General features: G+C 46.0%; 23 protein-coding genes. 10 read left to right on the forward strand and 13 right to left on the reverse strand.

All coding sequences use genetic code 11. The annotated features are described in order from the left end of the window. The 3 genes from B3182_RS10040 to B3182_RS10050 all read left to right on the forward strand — a co-directional run. The coding region (locus B3182_RS10040; RefSeq protein ID WP_292752634.1) for a hypothetical protein at positions 1 to 190 on the forward strand (190 nt) is incomplete at its 5' end. A gap of 36 nt (positions 191 to 226) precedes the next feature. Continuing rightward, positions 227 to 730 carry a hypothetical protein gene (locus tag B3182_RS10045; protein WP_292356102.1) on the forward strand — a complete coding sequence of 168 codons (504 nt, stop codon included), beginning with the start codon at positions 227 to 229 and terminating at the stop codon, positions 728 to 730. Between the two features lie 144 nt (positions 731 to 874). Then, positions 875 to 1,834, forward strand: a complete 960-nt coding sequence (locus tag B3182_RS10050) for a hypothetical protein (RefSeq protein WP_292356101.1) — start codon at positions 875 to 877, stop codon at positions 1,832 to 1,834. Between the two features lie 226 nt (positions 1,835 to 2,060). On the opposite strand, the gene hldE is transcribed toward B3182_RS10050, so the two are convergent. Genes hldE through B3182_RS10070 form a run of 4 tightly spaced genes read right to left on the reverse strand, consistent with a single transcriptional unit; the run spans position 2,061 to position 5,922 of the window. Continuing rightward, complete coding sequence (gene hldE, locus B3182_RS10055; protein ID WP_292356100.1) at positions 2,061 to 3,506, reverse strand: bifunctional D-glycero-beta-D-manno-heptose-7-phosphate kinase/D-glycero-beta-D-manno-heptose 1-phosphate adenylyltransferase HldE; 1,446 nt, start codon at positions 3,504 to 3,506, stop codon at positions 2,061 to 2,063. Positions 3,507 to 3,536: 30 nt separating this feature from the next. Next, positions 3,537 to 4,574 (reverse strand): lipopolysaccharide heptosyltransferase I, encoded by a 1,038-nt coding sequence (waaC, locus tag B3182_RS10060; protein WP_292356099.1) that lies wholly within the window; start codon positions 4,572 to 4,574, stop codon positions 3,537 to 3,539. A gap of 28 nt (positions 4,575 to 4,602) precedes the next feature. Beyond that, the gene (locus B3182_RS10065) at positions 4,603 to 5,559 is read right to left on the reverse strand and encodes a homoserine kinase (RefSeq protein ID WP_292356098.1); all 957 of its coding nucleotides are present in this window, start codon (positions 5,557 to 5,559) and stop codon (positions 4,603 to 4,605) included. Positions 5,560 to 5,586: 27 nt separating this feature from the next. Continuing rightward, positions 5,587 to 5,922 (reverse strand): DUF2782 domain-containing protein, encoded by a 336-nt coding sequence (locus B3182_RS10070; RefSeq protein ID WP_292752637.1) that lies wholly within the window; start codon positions 5,920 to 5,922, stop codon positions 5,587 to 5,589. A gap of 91 nt (positions 5,923 to 6,013) precedes the next feature. Between B3182_RS10070 and polA the strand changes: the two genes are divergently transcribed. Then, positions 6,014 to 8,773, forward strand: coding sequence for a DNA polymerase I (gene polA, locus B3182_RS10075; protein ID WP_292356096.1), 2,760 nt, complete (start codon positions 6,014 to 6,016; stop codon positions 8,771 to 8,773). Between the two features lie 697 nt (positions 8,774 to 9,470). Here the strand turns inward: polA and xerC are convergent. Genes xerC through lptM form a run of 5 tightly spaced genes read right to left on the reverse strand, consistent with a single transcriptional unit; the run spans position 9,471 to position 13,293 of the window. Then, positions 9,471 to 10,367, reverse strand: a complete 897-nt coding sequence (xerC, locus tag B3182_RS10080; protein ID WP_414673331.1) for a tyrosine recombinase XerC — start codon at positions 10,365 to 10,367, stop codon at positions 9,471 to 9,473. Position 10,368: 1 nt separating this feature from the next. Then, positions 10,369 to 11,079 carry a DUF484 family protein gene (locus B3182_RS10085; protein ID WP_292356094.1) on the reverse strand — a complete coding sequence of 237 codons (711 nt, stop codon included), beginning with the start codon at positions 11,077 to 11,079 and terminating at the stop codon, positions 10,369 to 10,371. Beyond that, positions 11,055 to 11,903, reverse strand: coding sequence for a diaminopimelate epimerase (gene dapF / locus B3182_RS10090; RefSeq protein WP_339640413.1), 849 nt, complete (start codon positions 11,901 to 11,903; stop codon positions 11,055 to 11,057). The genes B3182_RS10085 and dapF overlap by 25 nt, the downstream gene beginning before the upstream one ends. A 4-nt stretch (positions 11,904 to 11,907) precedes the next feature. After that, positions 11,908 to 13,161, reverse strand: a complete 1,254-nt coding sequence (lysA, locus tag B3182_RS10095) for a diaminopimelate decarboxylase (RefSeq protein WP_292356093.1) — start codon at positions 13,159 to 13,161, stop codon at positions 11,908 to 11,910. A gap of 3 nt (positions 13,162 to 13,164) precedes the next feature. Then, a complete protein-coding gene (lptM, locus tag B3182_RS16300) occupies positions 13,165 to 13,293 on the reverse strand; it encodes an LPS translocon maturation chaperone LptM (RefSeq protein ID WP_292356092.1) in 129 nt (42 codons plus the stop codon). Between the two features lie 145 nt (positions 13,294 to 13,438). Between lptM and pilB the strand changes: the two genes are divergently transcribed. From pilB to yacG, 6 genes are read left to right on the forward strand one after another with little or no spacing between them, the layout of a single operon-like run. Continuing rightward, positions 13,439 to 15,157, forward strand: a complete 1,719-nt coding sequence (gene pilB, locus B3182_RS10100) for a type IV-A pilus assembly ATPase PilB (RefSeq protein ID WP_292356090.1) — start codon at positions 13,439 to 13,441, stop codon at positions 15,155 to 15,157. Between the two features lie 3 nt (positions 15,158 to 15,160). Then, complete coding sequence (locus B3182_RS10105; RefSeq protein WP_292356088.1) at positions 15,161 to 16,408, forward strand: type II secretion system F family protein; 1,248 nt, start codon at positions 15,161 to 15,163, stop codon at positions 16,406 to 16,408. Positions 16,409 to 16,412: 4 nt separating this feature from the next. Then, the gene (locus tag B3182_RS10110; protein WP_292356086.1) at positions 16,413 to 17,282 is read left to right on the forward strand and encodes a prepilin peptidase; all 870 of its coding nucleotides are present in this window, start codon (positions 16,413 to 16,415) and stop codon (positions 17,280 to 17,282) included. Between the two features lies 1 nt (position 17,283). Then, positions 17,284 to 17,892: a dephospho-CoA kinase gene (gene coaE, locus B3182_RS10115; protein WP_292356084.1), complete on the forward strand. Its 609-nt coding sequence runs from the start codon at positions 17,284 to 17,286 to the stop codon at positions 17,890 to 17,892. 44 nt (positions 17,893 to 17,936) lie between these two features. Continuing rightward, positions 17,937 to 18,707 (forward strand): cell division protein ZapD, encoded by a 771-nt coding sequence (zapD, locus tag B3182_RS10120; protein ID WP_292356082.1) that lies wholly within the window; start codon positions 17,937 to 17,939, stop codon positions 18,705 to 18,707. Between the two features lie 2 nt (positions 18,708 to 18,709). Then, complete coding sequence (yacG, locus tag B3182_RS10125; RefSeq protein ID WP_292356324.1) at positions 18,710 to 18,895, forward strand: DNA gyrase inhibitor YacG; 186 nt, start codon at positions 18,710 to 18,712, stop codon at positions 18,893 to 18,895. Between the two features lie 55 nt (positions 18,896 to 18,950). Here yacG and mutT read toward each other — a convergent pair whose 3' ends face one another. The 4 genes from mutT to aspS all read right to left on the reverse strand — a co-directional run. Beyond that, a complete protein-coding gene (gene mutT / locus B3182_RS10130; RefSeq protein ID WP_292356080.1) occupies positions 18,951 to 19,352 on the reverse strand; it encodes an 8-oxo-dGTP diphosphatase MutT in 402 nt (133 codons plus the stop codon). Between the two features lie 3 nt (positions 19,353 to 19,355). Beyond that, on the reverse strand, positions 19,356 to 19,541 hold the full coding sequence (locus B3182_RS10135; protein WP_292356078.1) for a zinc-finger domain-containing protein: 186 nt from the start codon (positions 19,539 to 19,541) through the stop codon (positions 19,356 to 19,358). A 17-nt stretch (positions 19,542 to 19,558) separates the two neighbouring features. Further along, positions 19,559 to 20,671, reverse strand: a complete 1,113-nt coding sequence (nadA, locus tag B3182_RS10140; protein WP_292356077.1) for a quinolinate synthase NadA — start codon at positions 20,669 to 20,671, stop codon at positions 19,559 to 19,561. 36 nt (positions 20,672 to 20,707) lie between these two features. Continuing rightward, positions 20,708 to 21,982: aspartate--tRNA ligase (gene aspS, locus B3182_RS10145; RefSeq protein ID WP_292752640.1), on the reverse strand; the 1,275-nt coding region annotated here is incomplete at its 5' end.

Below are 21,982 nucleotides of genomic sequence, written 5' to 3' on the forward strand. Positions count from 1 at the left end.
TAACCACAGAGACACAGAGGGCACGGAGGTTTTTGGGGATATAAATATTTATCCGCAGATTACGCTGATGGACGCAGATTTAGTATTTATCAATAGATGGATTATTTTTTGGCGACTTTTGCGAAGATCCATGACCTTTCATCGTTATGATTCACGATTAATTATTACAGTTATAGTTAGCCAACTATAGAAGTTCTATTTCAATTACTTATCAGGGATCGTTGCAATGTTGAATAATTACAAGTCGTTCAAGTTACCATTTATTATCAGGCTACAGAGCTCATTAAAAAGCTGTTTTAAGGCTGTCATATTGTTAAAAACAGCTATGCTAATGGGCACGTTGTTGTTGAGCGCATGTTCTACTACGCCCGTCACGCAACAAAGCGCTTCACCAGTCGACCCAGACAGAATTTATCACCCATCCTATCTTGGACCGGCAGAATCCGCTGGTGATGCAACAATTATTTTTCTCCGAGACAAGGGCTTCTCTGGTGCGGGATGCAGTCATGATATGTATGTTGATAACGTAAAGGTGTTTGCCATTCGTCATGGGGAAAAAATCACAATTCACGTGCCCGCAGGGCAACATTTTTTTCGATTAGAAACTGGGGGTGGCCTCTGTCCAAATATAGCTGCATCACAAGAAACCACCCTTACGCCTGGTGCACGCCAAGTCTACCGTATCCTATTACCATCAGATGGGAGTTTGCGGTTGACTCGAATTGAATGAGTGTAGCTTGGCAGAATCAAGTTTAAATACTGATCCCATACTTCCCATCCTAACGAGTAATCTAATTCTCGCCTTAGTCGATAGACACGTTAAAGTGTGTCATTTATTGAGACGTTCGGATAACTGGCAAGGAGTTTATGTACATTGAAGATAGTTTATTTGGATCAGTTGCATTGGATAGAAATAGCAAAATGTGTCAATGGTAAGCCTGCAAAGGACGGAACATCGGAAGCTCTTGAGCACATGAATATATTAAGTAACTCAGGGTGTGCCGTTTTTCCTCTATCGATCTCACACTATTACGAAACACTTAAGCACTCGGATCCAAATCGTAGGCAAAGATTAGCTTCTGTCATGAGGACACTATCACAAGGCTTTTCTGTAGCCGCGCTAAGAAATATCGTAAGACATGAAGTTCGTTCTGCCTTAGTATCAATATTAGATTTGAATAACAAAAAGGAAGAGTTTCAATATTTAGGAAAGGGCTTTGAACATGCACTTGGTAGATATTTCAATCTAAAATTAGTCTGGCCAAAACCTGAACATATTCCTGAATATATTAGAAATAAATTTGAAAACGACATCTTCAGCATTATCGAGGCTACATTTCTTAGTGGTGTTCTAAAATCTGGTGAAATTGAATACCTATTTACTAAGGTAGATCTTACTTCAGATAACAAATTTAAAGACCATCTTGAAGAATGGAAAGGCTGTGCTTCAACAATGACTGAAGCTGAGTTAAAACGGAGAATCTATTCAATCACATTTAAGGATATCCTTGAACCAATTAGTGAAGAGCTAGTGTATTTGGGTGTTCCTCTTGAAAAGTTTATGCTACTAGGCGAAGAAAGTTTCTGTAGATTTTTAAATATGATGCCAACAAGAAAAGTGGATATGCATCTGAGAGAACAGTGGGCAAGAAATGGTAGCTTGACCCCCAAGCAGTCTGATTTGAATGACTGGTGTTACATCGGCTCTGCTGTTTGCTATTCTGATTTTGTCATTACAGAAAATCAAATTACAGATCTGCTTTCAAGGTCACAAATCTATGCACCAAAAGTCACATCTAAGCTTTCAGATATTTTGAATTTTAATATTGCTTAAGCAAGGTAGTTTGGGTTGAGCTTGTGAAACCCAACATTTTGGCTTGAATATTCGATATTTGTTGGGTTTCATTGCATTCAACCAACCTACCAAATTGTCTGATAAACCACGGATAGATTCCTTTGAAACCTCTGTGCCCTCTGTGTCTCTGTGGTCTATTTATCTTAATAAATAATCTGCGTCCATCTGCGTAATCTGCGGATAAATTGCTTTGTTACTACTGTGGTTATCTATCCTGATGAATCTTATTCACTATCGCCGTGGTAGAGCAGTTTTCGGTTAAGCCCATCACTCTGACTTCGCCGCCGTAGCCTTCAACGATTTCCCAGCCAACCACGCCTTTTTTATCGTAGTCGCCGCCTTTAACCAGGATATCCGGTTGGATTTTTCTGAGCAGATCTTCCGGAGTATCGCCTTCGAAGACGGTAACCCAATCCACATCGGCCAGGCCCGCCAACACGATCTGACGGCGATCCGCAGTATTAATCGGACGACCTTTACCTTTAAGTTTGGTGACCGATTCATCGGAGTTAATGGCAACAATTAATCTATCGCCCTGGGCGCGCGCCTGATGCAGATAGCTGACATGACCGGCATGCAGAATATCGAAACAGCCGTTGGTAAAGACAATTTTCTCGCCACGTTTTTTGGCTTGATCAACCGCAATTTTTAATTGTTCAACGGTGACCGCACCAGCAAAGGAATGATCACTTTGATTTGTGCCCTGATGACGTTGATATTCGGCAAACAGTTCGGGTTCGCTGACAGTGGATGTGCCCAGTTTGCTGACCACAATACTGGCAGCGACATTGGCTAAGGTCACGGCTTGTTGCAAAGATTGTCCGGCGGCCAGTGCTGCTGCCAAGGTGGCAATCACGGTGTCCCCGGCTCCGGTGACATCGGCAACTTCTTTGGCAATCGCCGGTAGATGGAATTCGCTGTTGTCATTGGTGATCAACGACATGCCCTGTTCACTACGGGTGATCAATACCGCTTTAATATCAAAGTCGGCAATCAGCTTTTTGGCTTTCTCAATCAGGTCGGCTTCTGATTGAATTTCGCCCGTCACCGTTTCAAATTCGGTGAGATTGGGGGTGATTAAATCCGCACCACGATATTTACTGAAATCATTGCCTTTTGGATCGACCAGCACGGTCATAGCATTGGCTTTCGCCAAGTTAATCCATTGCTGTGGATCATGCAGCGTGCCTTTGTCGTAATCTGACAAAACCATCACACCATCATTAACCAGCAATGGCGTGACTTTGTCAGCCATCCCAACAGCGCTTTCTATGGTAAATCGGCTTTCAAAATCCATCCGTAGCAGTTGCTGATGCGCGCTGATAATGCGGGATTTTATGATGGTGGGGTGTTGTGAGGTTTGATGAAATGCACACTCAATGCTGACCGAACGCAGTCGCTCTTCTAACACCTGCGCGGCTTCATCCTGACCAGTAATGCCTGACAAACTGCAGTTGGCACCGAGTGAAGCAATATTCATCGCTACATTGGCGGCACCGCCCGGAATATCTTCCAATCGCTCAACATTCACTACTGGCACAGGCGCTTCAGGAGAAATACGCTTGGTTTTACCAAAATAGAAGCGGTCCAGCATCAAATCGCCTATTACGACGACATTGGCCTGCCGAAAATCCGGGAATGCATTTTTCATAACGTTTGATTTATTGATTAGAGAAAGCGGTTATTGTGCGGCTAAAAGTGGTTGCAGTCCATGCCAAACCATTTCCGGTGTCATTTCGGTCATACACACTGGTTCGCCATTGCGTGAGGCGGGTAACGGGCATTTGCGTTTATAGCATGGGGCGCAGTTAAACTCACTGACCAGATGCTGCTGATGTTTGCCATAGGTGCCAATCAGCGCTGTGTCTGTCGCACCATACAATGTTAACGCTGGTGTTCCGGCAACAGCAGCAAGATGTGCCAGTCCGGTATCACTGCACACCGCACCTGCCGAGTGGTGCATAATCGCCGCAATATCGTTCAGGCCTAAACGTGGTAACGCAAAAGCCATTGCATCAATTGAAGCGATCTGTTGAGCACGCAGATATTCTTCATTATTGCCGCACGGTAACAATACGGAATAACCTTCAGATCGCGCCTGTAAAACCAATTGCTGCCAGAAATTAATCGGCCAGAGCTTGGTCAGCCAGCTGGCATTGTGCACAAACATCAGATAACGCTCGGGTAAGGCAAACTCGAGCTCCGGTAACGGATATTTACTGAAATTCGCCGCATATTTGGCGGGTGTTTTGGGGAGTGGATAATCCAGTGCCTGTGACAGGATCTGCCGCATCCGATCCACGGCATGTTGCTGTGGATTAACCGTTATCGGGTATTGATAAGCCAGATGGGCCGGTCGTTCACGACAGGATTGTTTATCCAGACCATAGACCGGGCCGCGGCGTAACTTACTGACCAACGCGCTTTTCAGATTATTCTGCATATCAACGACAGCATCATAATCATCCAGATTCAGTTCACGATAGAACTGGCGTAGTTCACCACCGGTCAACGTTTGCCAGGCGGATTTCTTCCAACGCCGATGCGAGGTGGTGATGACTTTGCGAACATTGGGATGCCATTTTGGAACTTCAGCAAAGGCTTCATCCACCACCCAGTCAAATTCAATGCCGGGAAAGGCTTTGGCCGCATCGCTCAGCGCCGGTAAGGCATGCATTAAATCGCCCATGGAGGTGAGCTTGATGATTAATACTTTCATAAACGGAAAAATGCCTGATGGATTAACATCAAGCGTTTTGCAAAGTATTTAAAGACAATGGATTATGGCGATGCTGCTGCAAAATTTTCAGAAATGCATCGGGATTTTTAATCTGTGTCATTTCACCTTCACGAGGGAAAAGCTGATCCTGCAGGCGTGACAACCAGAAACGTAATGCTGCCGCACGACAAACCAGATTCCAATTGGACTTTTCGGCTTCATTGAGTTGCCGACGTTGTAGATAAGCGTTCATCAAACGCTGATAGCGTTCGTTATCAATCAACCCTTGTTCATTGACACACCAGTCATTGACCACTACGGCCAGGTCATAAATAAGGAATTCATCGCAGGCATAGTAAAAATCAATAATACCCTGCAGTTCATTGTCGACAAACAAGGCGTTATCGCGGAATAAATCCGAATGGGTGACACCCCACGGTAATTCCAGATCGCTGTAATGTTGTTGAAAATTCAGTTCTGCTTGAAGCATTTCTGCCTGTTCTGCAGACATATGTGGCAATAGTGTTTCAGCCATCGATTCACGCCAGTCAGCACCGCGTTGTGTTGCCCGGCGATGTTTAAACTTCTGTCCGACAAGATGCATTTGCGCCAGCATATCGCCGATGGCTTCACATTGACTTAGTGTGGCAAGTTCATCAACTGTATGTCCCGCCAGGCGCATAACAAGCGCTGCTGGACGACCGCATAAAGACTTGAGGTAATTTCCCTGTTTATCTTCGGCAGGATGCGCAGAGGGAATGCCATGCTTGAAGAAAAACGTCATGACTTCCAGGAAGTAATCCAATTCAGCGAATTCGTGCTGTTCGAACAGAGTAAGCACAAACTCGCCCTGATCGGTGGTCACAAAATAATTGGTATTTTCGATTCCAGCAGAAATGCCCTGATAATCAATCAGATTACCAACGGCATAATCGCCGAGGAACGCCATTAATTCATCGCGCCCGACTTCGGTATAAACAGACATGAAAATCTCAGTTAACGGGAGTTTTTGTTACCATTCCAACAAAATCCAGTTCGGCACTTCCGGATTGGCAAGGTTATGTTTTTGGGTTTCAAGTGAACCATCGCCATCAGTATCCATCAGGTAGTAGGATGGTCCGATATCCGGGGTGATTTTGATCATGTAAAGCTGACCGTTGGCGCGGTATTCTTCAATGGTACGATCTTCTTCCTGGATAATGGTGATTTCAGGTTCAATGCTTTCGCCATCCTGTAATGTAGGCGGCACAACAGGTGGTTCAGATAAATCAGGGCCCGCAGCCCCAGCCCAGGCACTTCCTGTGAACATTGCGCTGATTGCGCGTACAATGGCGAACGGTTTTAACATGACTTGGCTCCACTAATTTCCGATAAAGATAGCATTTCCGCTACGATGATAAAAGCAATCTGTTTGCCACTAATTTCAGGCCTTGTGAACTATGACTCAAACTGCACCACTTATACTTGTTGATGGCTCTTCCTACCTGTATCGCGCTTATCATGCGATGTACAAAGTAGACATGCGGAATTCAGCGGGTGAGCCCACTGGCGCCGTACGAGGCGTGACTTCTATGTTACGTCGGTTAGCGAAAGACTATCCAGAAAGTCACATTGCTGTGATATTTGATGCTAAAGGCAAAACCTTCAGGGATGAACTATTTGCCGAGTACAAGGCACAACGCCCACCAATGCCGGATGATTTACGTTTACAAGTACAACCGATCCATGACGTTATTCATGCGATGGGATTACCTTTGTTTTCAATCGAGGGCGTTGAAGCAGATGACGTTATCGGAACGCTCGCGCAAGAAGCTACAGCAAAAGGTTTGCATGTGGTGGTTAGCACTGGTGACAAAGATATGGCGCAATTGGTCAATTCTAATGTCACCTTGGTGAACACTATGACAGAGACCAAACTTGATATTGAAGGCGTCAAAGAAAAATTTGGTTTACCACCAGAGCTCATCATCGACTTATTAGCATTGATGGGCGATAAAGTTGACAACATTCCTGGCGTTCCCGGAGTTGGCGAAAAAACAGCATTAGCATTACTACAAAACCTTGGTGGTATAGAAGCCATATACAACAATCTTGATTCGGTAAGTACGTTGGATTTTCGTGGTGCCAAAAAGATGCCTGAGAAATTGGCTGAGCATAAACAAATGGCTGAATTAAGTTATCAGCTAGCGACCATTAAATGTGATGTTGAACTGCCGATTCATGTCGAAGATATTCAGAATAAACCTCAGGATAATGCCACTCTGTTGGAGCTTTTTGAAAAGCTGGAATTCCGCAGCTGGATTAATGAACTCAAAACCGGACACGATCCACGCTCAAATATAGTTAACGCCAGTCAGATTTCCGATAGTGTAGAAGCATCAACGATTGAAACCCATTACGAAACCATCTTGACTCAGCAGCAGCTGGATAGCTGGCTGGAAAAACTCAAAAAAGCTGAACTGTTTGCCTTTGATACCGAGACTACAAGCCTCAATTATCTGCAGGCACGGATTGTCGGTATGTCATTTGCCATCAAAGTTGGAGAAGCCGCTTATCTGCCGCTGGCCCATGATTATCCGGGCGCGCCGGATCAGCTGGATTTTGATGCCACGCTGGCTCTGATGAAACCATTACTGGAAGATCCCAAGGCCCTGAAAGTCGGTCAAAACCTCAAGTATGATCGGCATATTCTGCTGAATCATGGCATTGATTTGCAGGGCATCGCCCATGACACAATGCTGCAATCCTATGTGCTCGACAGCACCGCAACCCGCCATGATATGGATTCGCTGGCCGAAAAATATCTGAATCGCAGCACTATCCATTTTGAAGATATTGCCGGTAAAGGCAAAAAACAACTGACCTTCAATGAAATCGGTTTGGAAGAAGCTTCACCTTATGCCTGCGAAGATGCCGATATCACCTTGCAGCTACACAATATTTTGTGGCCAAAAGTTCAGGCGATTCCATCATTGGAAATAGTTTATCGTGAACTGGAAATGCCGTTGCTGCCGGTGCTGAATACGCTGGAACGTAATGGCGTGCATATTGATATCTTTATGTTGCAGCAGCAAAGCGATCAACTGGCGTTAGATATTGATCGGCTGGAAAAAGAAGCCCATGCCTCTGCCGGTACCAAATTTAATCTGGGTTCACCAAAGCAGCTACAGGAAATTCTTTACGACCAGCAACAGTTGCCGGTACGTAAAAAAACACCCAAAGGCCAACCCTCGACCGCTGAAAATGTGCTGCAGGAATTAGCTGATGATGGCTATGAGCTGCCGCAAATCATTATGCAATATCGCAGTTTAAGTAAGCTGAAATCCACCTACACCGACAAACTGCCACAACAGGTGAATCAACAGACTGGACGTGTGCACACCTCCTATCATCAGGCGGTGACTGCCACCGGGCGGTTATCGTCATCGGATCCGAACCTGCAGAATATTCCAATCCGTACTGAAACGGGTCGCAAAATCCGTGAAGCCTTTGTCGCCGGTAAAGGTTCCAAAATACTGGCGGCGGATTATTCGCAAATTGAATTACGCATCATGGCGCATTTATCCGGTGATAAAAGCCTGTTGACCGCGTTTGCCGAAGGTGAAGATATTCATCGCCATACCGCTTCTGAAATCTTTGGTGTGGAACCGGAAAACGTCACTGGCGATCAACGACGCAGTGCCAAAGCCATCAACTTCGGTTTGATTTACGGCATGTCAGCCCACGGACTTTCCAAACAACTTGGTATCGAACGTCATCAGGCCGCCAAATACATGGAAACCTATTTCGAACGCTATCCCGGCGTCAGAAAATACATGGACAATACCCGCGAGCAGGCCAAAAAGGATGGTTACGTCGAAACCATTTTCGGCCGACGTTTATATCTACCGGAAATCAACTCCAGTAACGGCCTGCGTCGCCAATATGCCGAACGCACCGCGATTAACGCGCCAATGCAGGGCAGCGCGGCAGATATTATCAAACGCGCGATGATTTCAATTCATGACTGGCTGCTCGAAGCCGATACCGGTATTCGCATGATTATGCAGGTACACGATGAATTGGTTTTTGAAGTGCCAGACGATCAGCTTGATTTGGCTAAAACCGAAATTGAGCAGTTTATGATTCAAGCAGCTGATCTCGAAGTGCCATTAGAAGTGGGGATTGGAGTTGGGGATAATTGGGAACAGGCGCATTAGCTGGATTATTAACCACAGAGACACAGAGGACACTGAGGCTATAAAAGCAATTTATCCGCAGATTACGCAGATGGGCGCAGATTGTTAGATAGAAGTTAAGAAAGGATTTAGAAAAGGGCATAGATCCCAGAGGCTTCCCTTGAATCCCCTTTTGTGTTGCCGGAAAAAATGGTTATCGCAGGATTAGAAATCGGAATGTTTGAGCGAAGCGAGTTTTTTCGATTTCCCTGCGATGGCCATTTTTTTCGGGGAGCCGCAGGCCAACACAAGGGGTGCATTTTCTTTTGGTTCGTTTTCTTTGGGCAAGCAAAGAAAATGAACTCGCCCTCAGGCGAAATTATGCTTTAAGTTCATTTTGCCTATTTAAGCTGATCTTTCGCTCTCGCGAGTCAGGGGCTTGCGTGCCCAAGCCCCTAACAACCCAAGGGCACCCCTTGTGCTGGCCTGCGGCTCCACTGCGTTGCACGATTTATCTGGGGATTGGCCAAAACTCGCTGCGCTCAGACACTGACCAATCCTTATCCAGATAAACCTGCGCTACTCGTCAGCACAAAAGGGGATTTAGGGGCGGCCTCTGAGCTTTGTGTTCGCATATCTTTTCTTTTATATTTCTCTCTAAGAAATCTTCGTCCATCTGCGTAATCTGCGGATAAATCGCTTTTAACTCTCCGTGCCCTCTGTGCCTCTGTGGTTAATCTCAAGAACGCTTCTTAGCCCGAGGATGCGCGGCATCATAAACCTTCGCCAAGTGCTGAAAATCCAGATGGGTATAGACTTGCGTTGTGCTGATATCCGAGTGTCCCAACAACTCCTGCACGGCTCTCAAGTCACTGCTGGATTCAAGCATATGTGAGGCAAACGCATGCCGTAGCCGATGCGGATGAACGTGTTCGGAGATACCGTGTTTTTTACCCCAGAAAGCCAGGCGTTGCTGGATGGAACGTACACCAAGGCGCTTGCCTTGTTGCGTGGTAAACAATGCTGGTTGTTGATACAGACCGTTCTGATCCCGTTTATCGAGCCAGACTTTCAATGCATCAATCGCTGTACGACCAATTGGCAGAATCCTTCCTTTATTACCTTTACCGGCGATGACATGTACTAGTTGCTGGCCAAAATCGACATCACGTAAATCCAATGCTGCCAGCTCTGCCAGACGCAGGCCAGAGGAATAGAATAATTCCATAATTGCCCGATCCCGACAGGCGACAAAAGTGTCAGCCGGTGTACTATCAAGCAATGAATTCATTTGGTCTACATCGAGGGTTTTTGGTAAACGTTTTTCGGCTTTGGGTGCCTGCACCGATTGCGCCGGATTATGATCGACCAGGCCTTCTTTGAGCAGATAGCGATAAAAACTGCGAACGGCTGAAAGTAAACGGTGAATACTGCGGGCACCTAAACCTTTTCGATGCAGGCGGGCAATAAACAGACGAATATCTGCCGGTTTAAGAAGTTGCCAATCGGTAAAGGATTGTTGTTGGCAATATTCAATTAATTGCTGACAATCACGCTGATAATTGAGTACGGTATGCGGCGAAACCCGGCGCTGTTGCTCCAGATACTGCAGAAAATCCTGCAGCGGTGTTTGCAGCTCAGCTGTCATTCTGGCCGTGGCAGAAACGGCGCAGCAGACGCATAAACACTTCACCGAGAAAGCTCAGATATTCAGTGCCCATATCGGCATGAAAGCGGTTGGCATCACTGCTGGCAATCGCCAGTAAACCGGCACAGGGCTCGTGTCCTAAAGGTAAACAGGCCACCGAATGCACTTCATCGGCTTTGTCACCGAACAGTAATTGTTTCTGCGCTTTGGTCAGTCGGCCACAAACCGGTAGCTGCTTGCCCAGAATATGATCAAATGCTTTCAGTTGGCTGTCATCAGCATGCAGTTCGACGATGTTACCTTCGACTGGCGGTAATTTTGGTTTTTGATCGCCACTGTAAAACAGTCTTAACGACACTTCGTCAGCCGAGAATTCTTGCTGTAATTGTTGCATCAACGTTGCCAGCAGGCTGTGCATGTCCTGACAGTCCATCAGTCGCAGACAGAGTTGATGGACTCGCTGCTGTAATTCAGCATTGCTATGCGCATTATCGATTAATGCATGCAACTGTTCATGCAGATGCTGATTTTTCTGGCGTAATTGCTGACGTTGGCGCTGTGCCAGCGAAATAGTGCCTTCAGGTGTGTTTTCGAATTCCAGCTCGGACAATAAATCCGGCTGATCGATTAAAAAATCTGTGTGCTGACGTAAAAATTCACTGACCTGCTCAGCGCTTACAGATTGTTGAGTGTTGCCCACGCAATTTCTCCATCAAATACATGTTGTGCTGGTCCGGTCATCCATACGGAAGAATTTTCATCCGGCCAGCTGATTTCTAATGTGCCGCCCGGCAGTAAAACACTGACCTGACGTCCAAGTATTCCGCGACGAATCCCACTGACCACTGCCGCACAGGCTCCGGTACCACAAGCCGTTGTCTCAGCAGAGCCACGTTCATACACCCGCAATTTAATATGCTCGTGATCTATCAGCTGCATAAACCCGACATTGACCCGTTCCGGAAACTGCTGATGGTTTTCAATTTTAGGTCCCAACTCGCTGACAGGCGCGGTGGTCACATCATCAACCAATAAAACCGCATGGGGATTGCCCATTGATAATGCAGCAATTTCCACCTGATGTCCTGGTTCCACCGCCAGCATATAGGTATTACTCTGCTCAGCCACGTTAAATGGGACTTGTTCTGGCGAGAAGCGAGGTTTTCCCATATCAACACAGACCTGACCATCGGCCTGCAAGGTGGGATAAATCACGCCGGAAGCCGTTTCAACTGCAATTGAATCCTTGGTGGTAAGGCCATTGTCACGTACATATCTGGCAAAACAACGTGCGCCATTACCGCATTGAGATACTTCGCCGCCATCGGCGTTAAAAATCCGATAACGAAAATCGACATCGTTAAGGTCACTGTTTTCTACCAGCAATAACTGATCACAGCCGATACCGATATGTCGGTCCGCCATAAAACGAATTTGCTCAGTGGTCAGCTGCACAGACTGATTGATGGCATCAATCACCACAAAATCATTACCAAGGCCATGCATTTTGCTGAATTTCAACATAGGATTAATCCTGCAATACCTGCTCACCTGCATAAAGGCTTTCAACCGACTCGCGTTGACGCGCCACATGCATATTTGTTCCATCGACCATAATTTCAGCGGCCCGCGGACGCGAGTTATAATTGGAACTCATGGTAAAACCATACGCCCCAGCAGAGCGAATCGCCAGTAAATCTCCGCTTTGAATCGCCAGACTGCGATCCTTGCCTAAAAAGTCACCGGTTTCACAGACCGGACCGACAATATCAAATTCCTGTTCAGCTTCATCCTGACGGGGTTTGACGGCTTCAATCGCCATCCAGGATTGATACAATGCCGGGCGTAATAAATCATTCATTGCCGCATCGACAATAGCGAAGTTTTTGGCTTCTGTGGCTTTGATATATTCCACTTTCGTCAGCAACACACCGGCATTACCTGCAATTGCCCGACCGGGTTCCAGCATGATTTCCAGATCACGATCTTTTAATAAAGCCTGCATTGCTTTGGCATATTCAGCTGGAGTTGGCGGTTTTTCATCACGATAACAAATCCCCAGTCCGCCGCCGATATCGAGATGTTTTATATGAATACCCTGCTCTGCCAACGCATCAATCAACGCTAACACTCGTTCCAGAGCATCAACGAAGGGTGAAACAGAGGTCAGTTGGGAGCCAATATGGCAATCCACACCAATCACTTGCAGATTTGGCAAAGAAGCTGCCTGCTTATACACCGCCAGCGCATCATCAATGGCAATGCCAAATTTGTTTTCTTTCAGGCCAGTGGAAATATATGGATGGGTTTGCGCATCGACATCCGGATTGACACGAATGGAAATCGGAGCCGTTTTTTTAAGACTGACGGCCACATCACTGATACGTTGCAACTCAGGGATCGATTCCACATTAAAACAGCGAATACCGGTTTTCAAAGCATAACCAATTTCTTCAGCGGTTTTACCAACACCGGAAAACACTGTTTTCTCCGCTTGACCACCTGCGGCGATGACGCGAGCCAATTCACCGGCAGACACAATATCAAAACCTGATCCCAGTCTGGCCAACACATTCAGCACCGCCAGATTAGAGTTAGCTTTGACCGCATAACAGACCAAATGCGGATAAGCACTGAATGCATCATCAAAGGCTTTCCAATGCTGTTCGAGTGCAGCTCTGGAATACACATAAGTAGGAGTGCCAAATTGCGCCGCCAAATCAATTAAAGATTGCTGCTCGGCATGCAACTCTCCATGTTTTTGAGTGAAATAATCCTGCATTTTTTAGGCAACCTTCACAGTATTAGCGTTTCCTTCAGGCAGATATAAATCACCCTTTAGGCCGCATGAGGTCAGTATTCCTATGGTACACAGGATGATCGCCAGAGTTTTCCAGCCAGAAATTTTTCGCATGATGTCTTCCCCGATGCTGTAAAGGCAGGCAGTATACACAGGAATACTGGCAACTGACCCACATTGGAAACTAGAATTTATTATTTAACTTACATATTATAAGTGCATTTAAAATTAGCTTTATATTAAGGAATAGCGTCCTGTAATGGCAAATATGACAGCACCAATCAGACTAAGCGGTCTTGCAAGACGACTTGTAAGTGAAGGGTTGCTGAGTGAGGAGCAGGCACAGACTGCTCAGGTTACGGCTAAACAGGCTTCACAATCTTTTGTGACCTATCTGGTCAATAACAAACTGCTTGATAGTGATGTTATCGGTGCCATTGCCTCTCAGGAATTTGGCGTTCCTTTATTTGACCTGGACAGTATGAATATGGAACTTGCGCCTACCAGCCTGTTCCAGGAAAAACTCATCCGTCAGCATAATGCCCTACCGTTGTTTCAACGTGGTAAACGTCTTTATGTGGCCGTGTCCGATCCTACCAATCTTCAGGCCCTGGATGAATTCCAGTTCAACACTGCTCTGAATACTTACCCTGTTCTGGTCGATGAACAGAAATTATCCGTCACCATCGAAAAAGCACTGGATAACAAAAACCAGGTTCTGGATGATTTTGATGATGCTGAGCTAGATGATATTGATCTGGGGCCGGATGATGATGCTGATCGTGGAGCTGAACTCACTGAAAAAAATATTGATGACACTCCGGTCGTCAGATTTATCAACGGTATTCTGACTCAGGCGATCAAAGCCGGTGCCTCGGATATTCACTTTGAACCCTACGAGAAAAAATATCGTGTTCGGGTGCGTATTGATGGCATCCTCCATGAAACCAAAACGGCACCCGTAGTGCTTGGCGGACGTATTGCTGCGCGGCTGAAAGTCCTGTCTAGAATGAATATTGCTGAACGTCGGGTCCCCCAGGATGGCCGGATGCGATTGAAAATTTCCAAATCCAAAGCCATCGATTTTCGTGTCAGCACCTGCCCGACCCTGTTCGGCGAAAAAATCGTACTGCGTATTCTGGACCCTACTAGCGCCCAATTAGGTATTGATGCATTGGGTTATGAGGAAGATCAGAAAAAAATCTTTCTTGAGACCATGCATAAACCCTATGGCATGGTGCTAGTCACCGGTCCAACAGGTAGTGGTAAAACCGTTTCCTTGTATACCGCTTTAAATATTCTCAACACTGACGATCGAAATATCTCTACAGCAGAAGACCCTGCAGAGATAAATCTGCCGGGTATCAATCAGGTCAATGTACATCCGCAGATCGGGCTGGGGTTTACTGAATGTTTAAGAGCCTTCTTACGTCAGGATCCTGACGTAATCATGGTGGGTGAGATCCGCGATCTGGAAACCGCTGAAATTGCCATTAAAGCTGCGCAGACTGGTCATATGGTGTTTTCAACGCTACATACCAATGACGCTCCACAAACATTGACCCGCCTCGCCAATATGGGTGTGCCGGCGTTTAATATCGCTTCCGCTGTAACCTTGATTATTGCCCAGCGTCTGGCGCGTCGCCTGTGTCAGCATTGTAAAACCGTGGAACCGTTACCAAAAGAAACGCTGATCGAAGAAGGTTACACACCGGAGCAAATTGCGACAGATTTCAAAGTTTACCGTGCTGTAGGTTGCGATCAATGCACCGAGGGGTATAAAGGTCGTGTTGGTATCTATCAGGTAATGCCAGTCTCGGATGCAATGGGAAGAATGATTATGGAAGGCGGTAACTCCATGCAACTGGCGGATCAGGCAAAAGCTGAGGGTATTGCAGATTTACGAGCTTCCGGTTTGAAAAAAGTCATGGCCGGATTAACCAGCTTGGAAGAGATTAACCGCGTCATTAAGGAATAAACCGTGGCCACAGCAGCTAAAGCTAAACTTAAACCTAAAAAAGCCGAATTACCGACCCTGTTTATCTGGCAAGGAACAAATAAAGCCGGCCGCAAGGTTAAAGGTGAACAGGCCGGTGAAAGTATTCAGGCCGTTCGGGCAGATTTACGCCGTCAAGGTATTATGCCGGACAAAGTACGTCGTAAACCCAAGGATTTATTTGCTCCACGCAAACCCAAAATCAAACCGGCTCACATAGCCATCTTCAGCAGAATGCTGGCCACCATGATGTCTTCGGGTGTGCCGATGATGCAATCACTGCAAATTATTGGCGAAGGCCATGAAAATGCCAGTATGCAGGAAATGATTCTGGCAATTAAAGCCGATGTTGAATCAGGCACTAGTCTGGCGGAGTCATTAGCGAAATTCCCATTATATTTTGATGATCTGTATATCAGTCTTATCAACGCCGGTGAACAGTCCGGTACGCTGGAAGCCTTATTGCACGAGATCGCGACATATCAGGAAAAGACTGAAGCACTGAAATCGAAGATTAAAAAAGCGCTGGTTTATCCAACTGCCATCATGGTAGTAGCGTTTATTGTGACGGCGATTTTGATGATCTTTGTTATCCCACAGTTCCAGGCTTTATTTACCGGGTTTGGTGCGGACCTGCCTGGCCTTACTAAAATGGTCATCAGCATTTCCCAGGTATTTCAGGATTACTGGTGGTTAATTTTCGGCAGCATTATTGGCTCGGTGATGGGCTTTATGGCAGCACAACGCCGCTCTCGCAAGGTTCAGCATTTTATGGATCGTATGTTATTAAAACTGCCGGTTATTGGTGATGTATTAACAAAAGGTGCAATTGCACGTTTTGCTCGCACATTTTCAGTTATGTTCAAAGCCGGTGTGCCAATGGTGGAAGCGATGACCTCGGTAGCAGGTGCCACGGGTAATATCGTCTATAACGAAGCCACTTTGGAAATGCGTGATGATGTCTCAACCGGTACCCAATTAAATAAAGCCATGACCGATACCGAGCTGTTTCCTAATATGGTGATTCAGATGGTTTCCATCGGTGAAGAATCGGGTTCTTTGGATGCGATGCTGGCGAAAGTCGCAGATTTTTTCGAACGTGAAGTCGATGATGCTGTTGATAATATGACCGCGTTGATGGAGCCGTTTATCATGGCCTTCCTGGGTGTATTGATCGGTACACTGGTTATTGCCATGTACTTGCCGATTTTCAAACTCGGCGCTGTCGTTTAATCCTATGTCGCTAATTTATCTGCTGGAAACCTCCAGCATTTTTTTTATTGCCAGTATTTTCATTCTGGGATTACTGGTCGGTAGCTTTCTCAATGTAGTCATTCACCGACTGCCGCTGATGATGCAGCGTGAGTGGGCCCAACAGTGCCATGAATTGATTGGAACATCTGAACCTGAGACAGATGAACTTACGTTAAGCAAACCGCGTTCTCGCTGTCCGCATTGCGGTCATGCGATTACTGCATTGGAAAATATTCCGGTAATCAGTTATCTCGCTCTGAAAGGTCGTTGCAAGGAATGCAAAGCGCCAATATCCAAACGCTATCCGCTGATCGAATTATTCACTGCAGTGATCTCGGCGGTGGTGGCATGGCACTTTGGTTTCAGCATTGCCGTAGTAGGTGGATTACTGTTGAGTTGGGCTCTGCTCGCTTTGACCTTTATCGATGTTGATCATCAACTGTTGCCAGACAGCATTACTTTACCCTTATTGTGGTTAGGCCTCAGCTTTAACCTGTTTGCTACCTATACCGATATTAGCTCTGCCGTTATTGGTGCTATTGCCGGTTATCTGGCGCTCTGGCTGGTGTATCACGCCTTTCGTTTGGTCACAGGTAAGGAAGGCATGGGCTATGGTGATTTTAAGCTGCTGGCAGCCTTGGGAGCCTGGATGGGTTGGCAGGCATTGCCAATGATTATTTTATTATCCTCTTTAGTCGGTGCAGTGGTTGGTATCAGCCTGATTTTGTTAAAACAACAGCATCGGGATATTCCCATTCCATTTGGTCCTTATCTGGCAGCAGCCGGCTGGCTGGCGCTGATATGGGGCGACACTCTGAGTACCGCATATCTGAATTGGAGCGGATTAAGCTGAGATGGTGTTTCGGGTTGGCCTAACCGGCGGCATTGCATCAGGCAAATCAACTGTCTCAACATTATTTGCAGATCTGGGCGTTACCGTTATTGATGCCGATATTATTGCCCGCGAACTGAGCCAGCCTGGTACAACCCAATACCAGGAAATTGTTGAGCAGTTTGGCAATCATTACGTACTTGCAGATGGTCAGTTAAACCGACCAGCATTACGTAAGATGCTGTTCTCGGATGCTGCAGCCAAAAAAACGCTTGAACGGATCCTGCATCCAGCAATTCGCCAACAACTGTTACATCAGGCAGAAAATGCCAAAGGCCGTTACTGTATTCTGAGTGTACCGTTATTAGTTGAAGCCAGGATGCAGTCGTGCGTGGATCGTATTTTGGTCGTTGATGTGGATTACCAAACTCAACTCACCCGTCTGCAAATCCGAGACAATCTAACCATTGAAGAAGCTGCTCAACATCTTGCGGCTCAATCAAACCGCGAACAGCGATTGCAATGTGCTCACGATATCATCGACAATAGTGATGGAATTGAAAAATTGAAATTTCAGGTTACTCAACTGCATGCGTTATATTGTCAGCTGGCAGAGACGACGCAAAATTAATCCTGGTCATCAAGCTGACCTTATGTAAATGATAAAAACACACTATGTCCGACGTTATCACATACGAACAACCACTGAATGAACGCATAAGAACATTCCTGAGATTGGAATTTCTGTTGGCGCGCGTGGATTATGCCATTCAGCATGATGATGAAATGAGTCATCGTGAAGCCATTGATGCCATGTTGAGTATGTTGCAGGTATTTGAGCGTGGCGATATGAAGTCCGAAGTGACCAAGGAAGTTGAACGGCTGATTACCAATTTGTCAGCGTTGGAAAACTCGCCCGGTGTTGATAAAGACACATTGGATGCATTACTTGCAGAGTTGGATCAGACACTCGATGCCTTGCAGATTCGTAAAACGTCAATTGGTCAGGTTTTAAAAGAAAATGAATTTCTTTACAGCATCCGTCAGCGATCCAGCATTGCCGGCGGCACCTGTGATTTTGATTTACCTGCCTACCATTACTGGTTACAACATTCCTCTGTTGAGCAACGCCAGCAACAATTAAATTACTGGCTGGAACAGTTTGTAGCAGTACGCGGAGCGATTAATATTTCGCTGCAACTGATTCGTGGCAGTGCCGGTTTCAGTGGTGCTCAAGCAGAGAAGGGATTTTATCAACGCAGCCTGGACAGTAATCTGCCAACCCAATTAATTCGGGTTCGTATTCCGTCAAGCACGCCTTATTACCCAGAAATAAGTGGTGGCAAACACCGTTTCACGGTGCGGTTTATGACGTTTGATATTAATCAACGTCCCCAACAAATTAATGATGATGCGGATTTTCAGCTTAGCTGTTGCACGATGTAATTATGGTATTGAAAGTAAATTGTCCCCAATGTGGACGTAAAGTTGAATGGATTGATGACAACAAATGGAAGCCGTTCTGCTGTGAGCGCTGTAAATTAATTGACTTGGGTGAATGGGCAGCGGGAAATCACCGCATACCTGGAGAGCCGGTTATTGATCCTGAAGACGATCCCAACTCATTTCATTAACGATTGCTGTTGCTCAGTATTTACTACCTGCCAGCCTGTAAACGAGCACTAGCTGCTAAACAAGGTAGAAATTAGTTAACCGCTCAATAATCTGCATATTTGCAGCGGGAAATTCCCTGCCCGATAATTCAGCTAAGGGACACCACACTAATGGCTGTCCTTCCTTGCCCGTTGCATCACCGGAAAACTCGGTCACTAACCAGACATCAAGCTCAACCTGCAACTCTGGATAGTCATGAACTATCTGCATTAAGGGTTCAGCCTGCTCAACCTGTAAACCGACCTCTTCGTAAATCTCCCGTTGCACAGCCTCTAACCGGGTTTCATTGGCTTCACGCTTACCGCCAGGAAATTCCCACAGATCACCTTGATGCTGATGCGCATGACGGCGTGCAATTAAAACCTGTTCATCATTATTAAGAATAATCGCAACAGCGACTTGTAGACGTTTTTTCATCAATCAATTTTTCAATACGAATAGCGTGCCGCAGTATGGACATAGCACTTCACCATGACTTTTGATTTCAAGATATACCCGTGGATGGGCATTCCATGCCGGCATATCCGGCATGGGACAGCTGATGGGTAAATCTTTTTTGCTCACTTCATAGCGTCGCTGTGTACAGGCTTGTTTGCTCTCTGACATAACGCGCTACTCCTCAATTAAATTGGTAAGGCGAGCATCCGATCCAGCGCCAGTTTGGCTTCTTTGGCAGTCACCGGATCCACTGACACCTGATTCACCACATGACCTTCCACCAAGTTTTCCAATACCCATAACAAATGCTGCGGATCAACACGGAACATGGTTGAACACATACAGACAGTGGGCGACATAAAATGCACCGATTTACCCTGGTCCTGGAAACGTTCATGTAAACGGTTCACCAGATTCAATTCGGTACCCACCAACCAGCGCGTGTTAGGTTCACTGTTGGCGATCGTGTTCACTATATATTCAGTGGAACCGACATAATCTGACTTCTGACAGACTTCAAAACTGCACTCCGGATGAGAGATGACTTTGGTTTCCGGATATTTTTCCAGAAAGTTATCAATTTGTTGTGGTTGAAACATCTGGTGAACTGAACAGAAACCTTTCCATAAAATGATTTTAGCTTTTTTCAATGCTTCCGGGGTCAAACCACCAAGAGGCTTATCAAAATCCCAAACGACCATTTCTTCGAGTGGAATACCCATTTTATAACCGGTATTACGACCAAGGTGTTGATCGGGGAAAAACAGGACTTTTTCGCGCTGAGCAAATGCCCAATCCAAAACATGGGGGGCATTGGTTGACGTACAGACAATGCCACCATGTTTGCCACAGAAGGATTTCAGATCTGCAGCAGAATTGATGTAAGTGATCGGTGTGATCATTTCATCTGGATCAAGTACTTCACTCATTTCCTGCCAAGCGCGATCAACATTTACTCGATTCGCCATATCTGCCATAGAACAACCAGCTGCCAGATCGGGCAAAATCGCGATTTGATCAGGACGGGAAAGAATGTCCGCTACTTCCGCCATAAAATGCACGCCGCAAAACACGATGTACTGAGCGTCTGATTCGGCAGCATTGCGTGACAGTTTTAGCGAATCACCTGAAAAATCCGCATGTTTGAAAACTTCATTACGCTGGTAGTGATGCCCCAGAATAACCAAATCATCGCCCAATTTCTGTTTAGCGGCAGCTATACGTTGATCGCATGCCTCATCATCAATTGAGAAGTATTGTTCAAACGGGATTGCCGTTGTTGCTAGTTTTGTAGCCACTTCGCTTTCCTCTTAAATCCGCTATTGCTTTTTTGCTCAGACTTCTGCTGTTGGCACTTTACGCAGACGAATATTCAATTCTTTAAGCTGTTCATCACTGACCGGGCTTGGTGCATTGGTTAACAGGCAAGCCGCTGACTGTGTTTTCGGGAATGCCATTACATCACGGATCGATGCTGAGCCCGTCATTAACATCGCCAGGCGGTCCAAACCAAATGCCAAACCACCATGTGGTGGACAGCCATATTTCAATGCCTGTAACAGGAAGCCAAATTTCTCTTCCGCTTCTTCAGCAGGAATACCCAGCATTTCAAATACTTTCTGCTGCACATCTGTTTTATGAATACGAATCGAACCGCCGCCCAATTCAGTACCGTTTAATACCATGTCATACGCACGGGACAAGCACTTGCCCGGATCGTTGCTTAATAAATCAATATCTGACTCACGTGGCGCAGTGAAGGGATGATGTAAGGCATACCAACGTTGCGTTTTGTCATCCCATTCAAACATCGGGAATTCAACCACCCATAACGGGCGCCAACCATGTTCAACCATATCTAAATCATGGCCAATTTTGACACGTAAAGCACCCAAAGATTCATTCACAACAGAAGCTTTATCGGCACCAAAGAAAACAAGGTCACCGGTTTCAGCTGCCGTTCTTTGCAAAATCGCATCAACCACATCATCGGGTAGGAATTTCAGAATAGGTGATTGCAAACCTTCCCGGCCAGCAGCAAGATCATTCACTTTAATGTAAGCCAGACCTTTTGCACCGTAAATGCTGACAAATTTGGTGTAATCATCAATTTCTTTACGGCTTAATGAGTTACCACCCGGAACGCGTAAAGCAGCCACACGTCCATTTTCATCATTGGCTGGTGCAGAGAAGACTTTAAAATCAACTCCCTGCATCAAATCACTTACATCAACGAGTTCCAATGGAATTCGCAGATCCGGTTTATCACTGCCATAACGGTCCATAGCATCCGCATAGGTCATTCTTGGGAAAGGATTCGGTAACGGTTGCTCTAATACATTGGCAAACAGGTCGCGGATCATTTCTTCCATCAATTGCATTAAATCCTCTTCTTCAACAAAAGAGGTTTCAATATCCAATTGCGTGAATTCCGGCTGACGATCAGCACGCAAATCTTCATCGCGGAAGCAACGAACAACCTGGTAATAGCGATCCATACCAGCCACCATCAGCAGTTGTTTAAATAACTGTGGCGACTGTGGCAATGCAAAGAAATCTCCTGGATGAGTACGACTTGGGACCAGATAGTCGCGCGCGCCTTCCGGGGT

This window comes from Methylophaga sp. UBA4204 (assembly GCF_002379485.1).
In the GTDB taxonomy this organism is placed as follows: Bacteria; Pseudomonadota; Gammaproteobacteria; order Nitrosococcales; family Methylophagaceae; genus Methylophaga.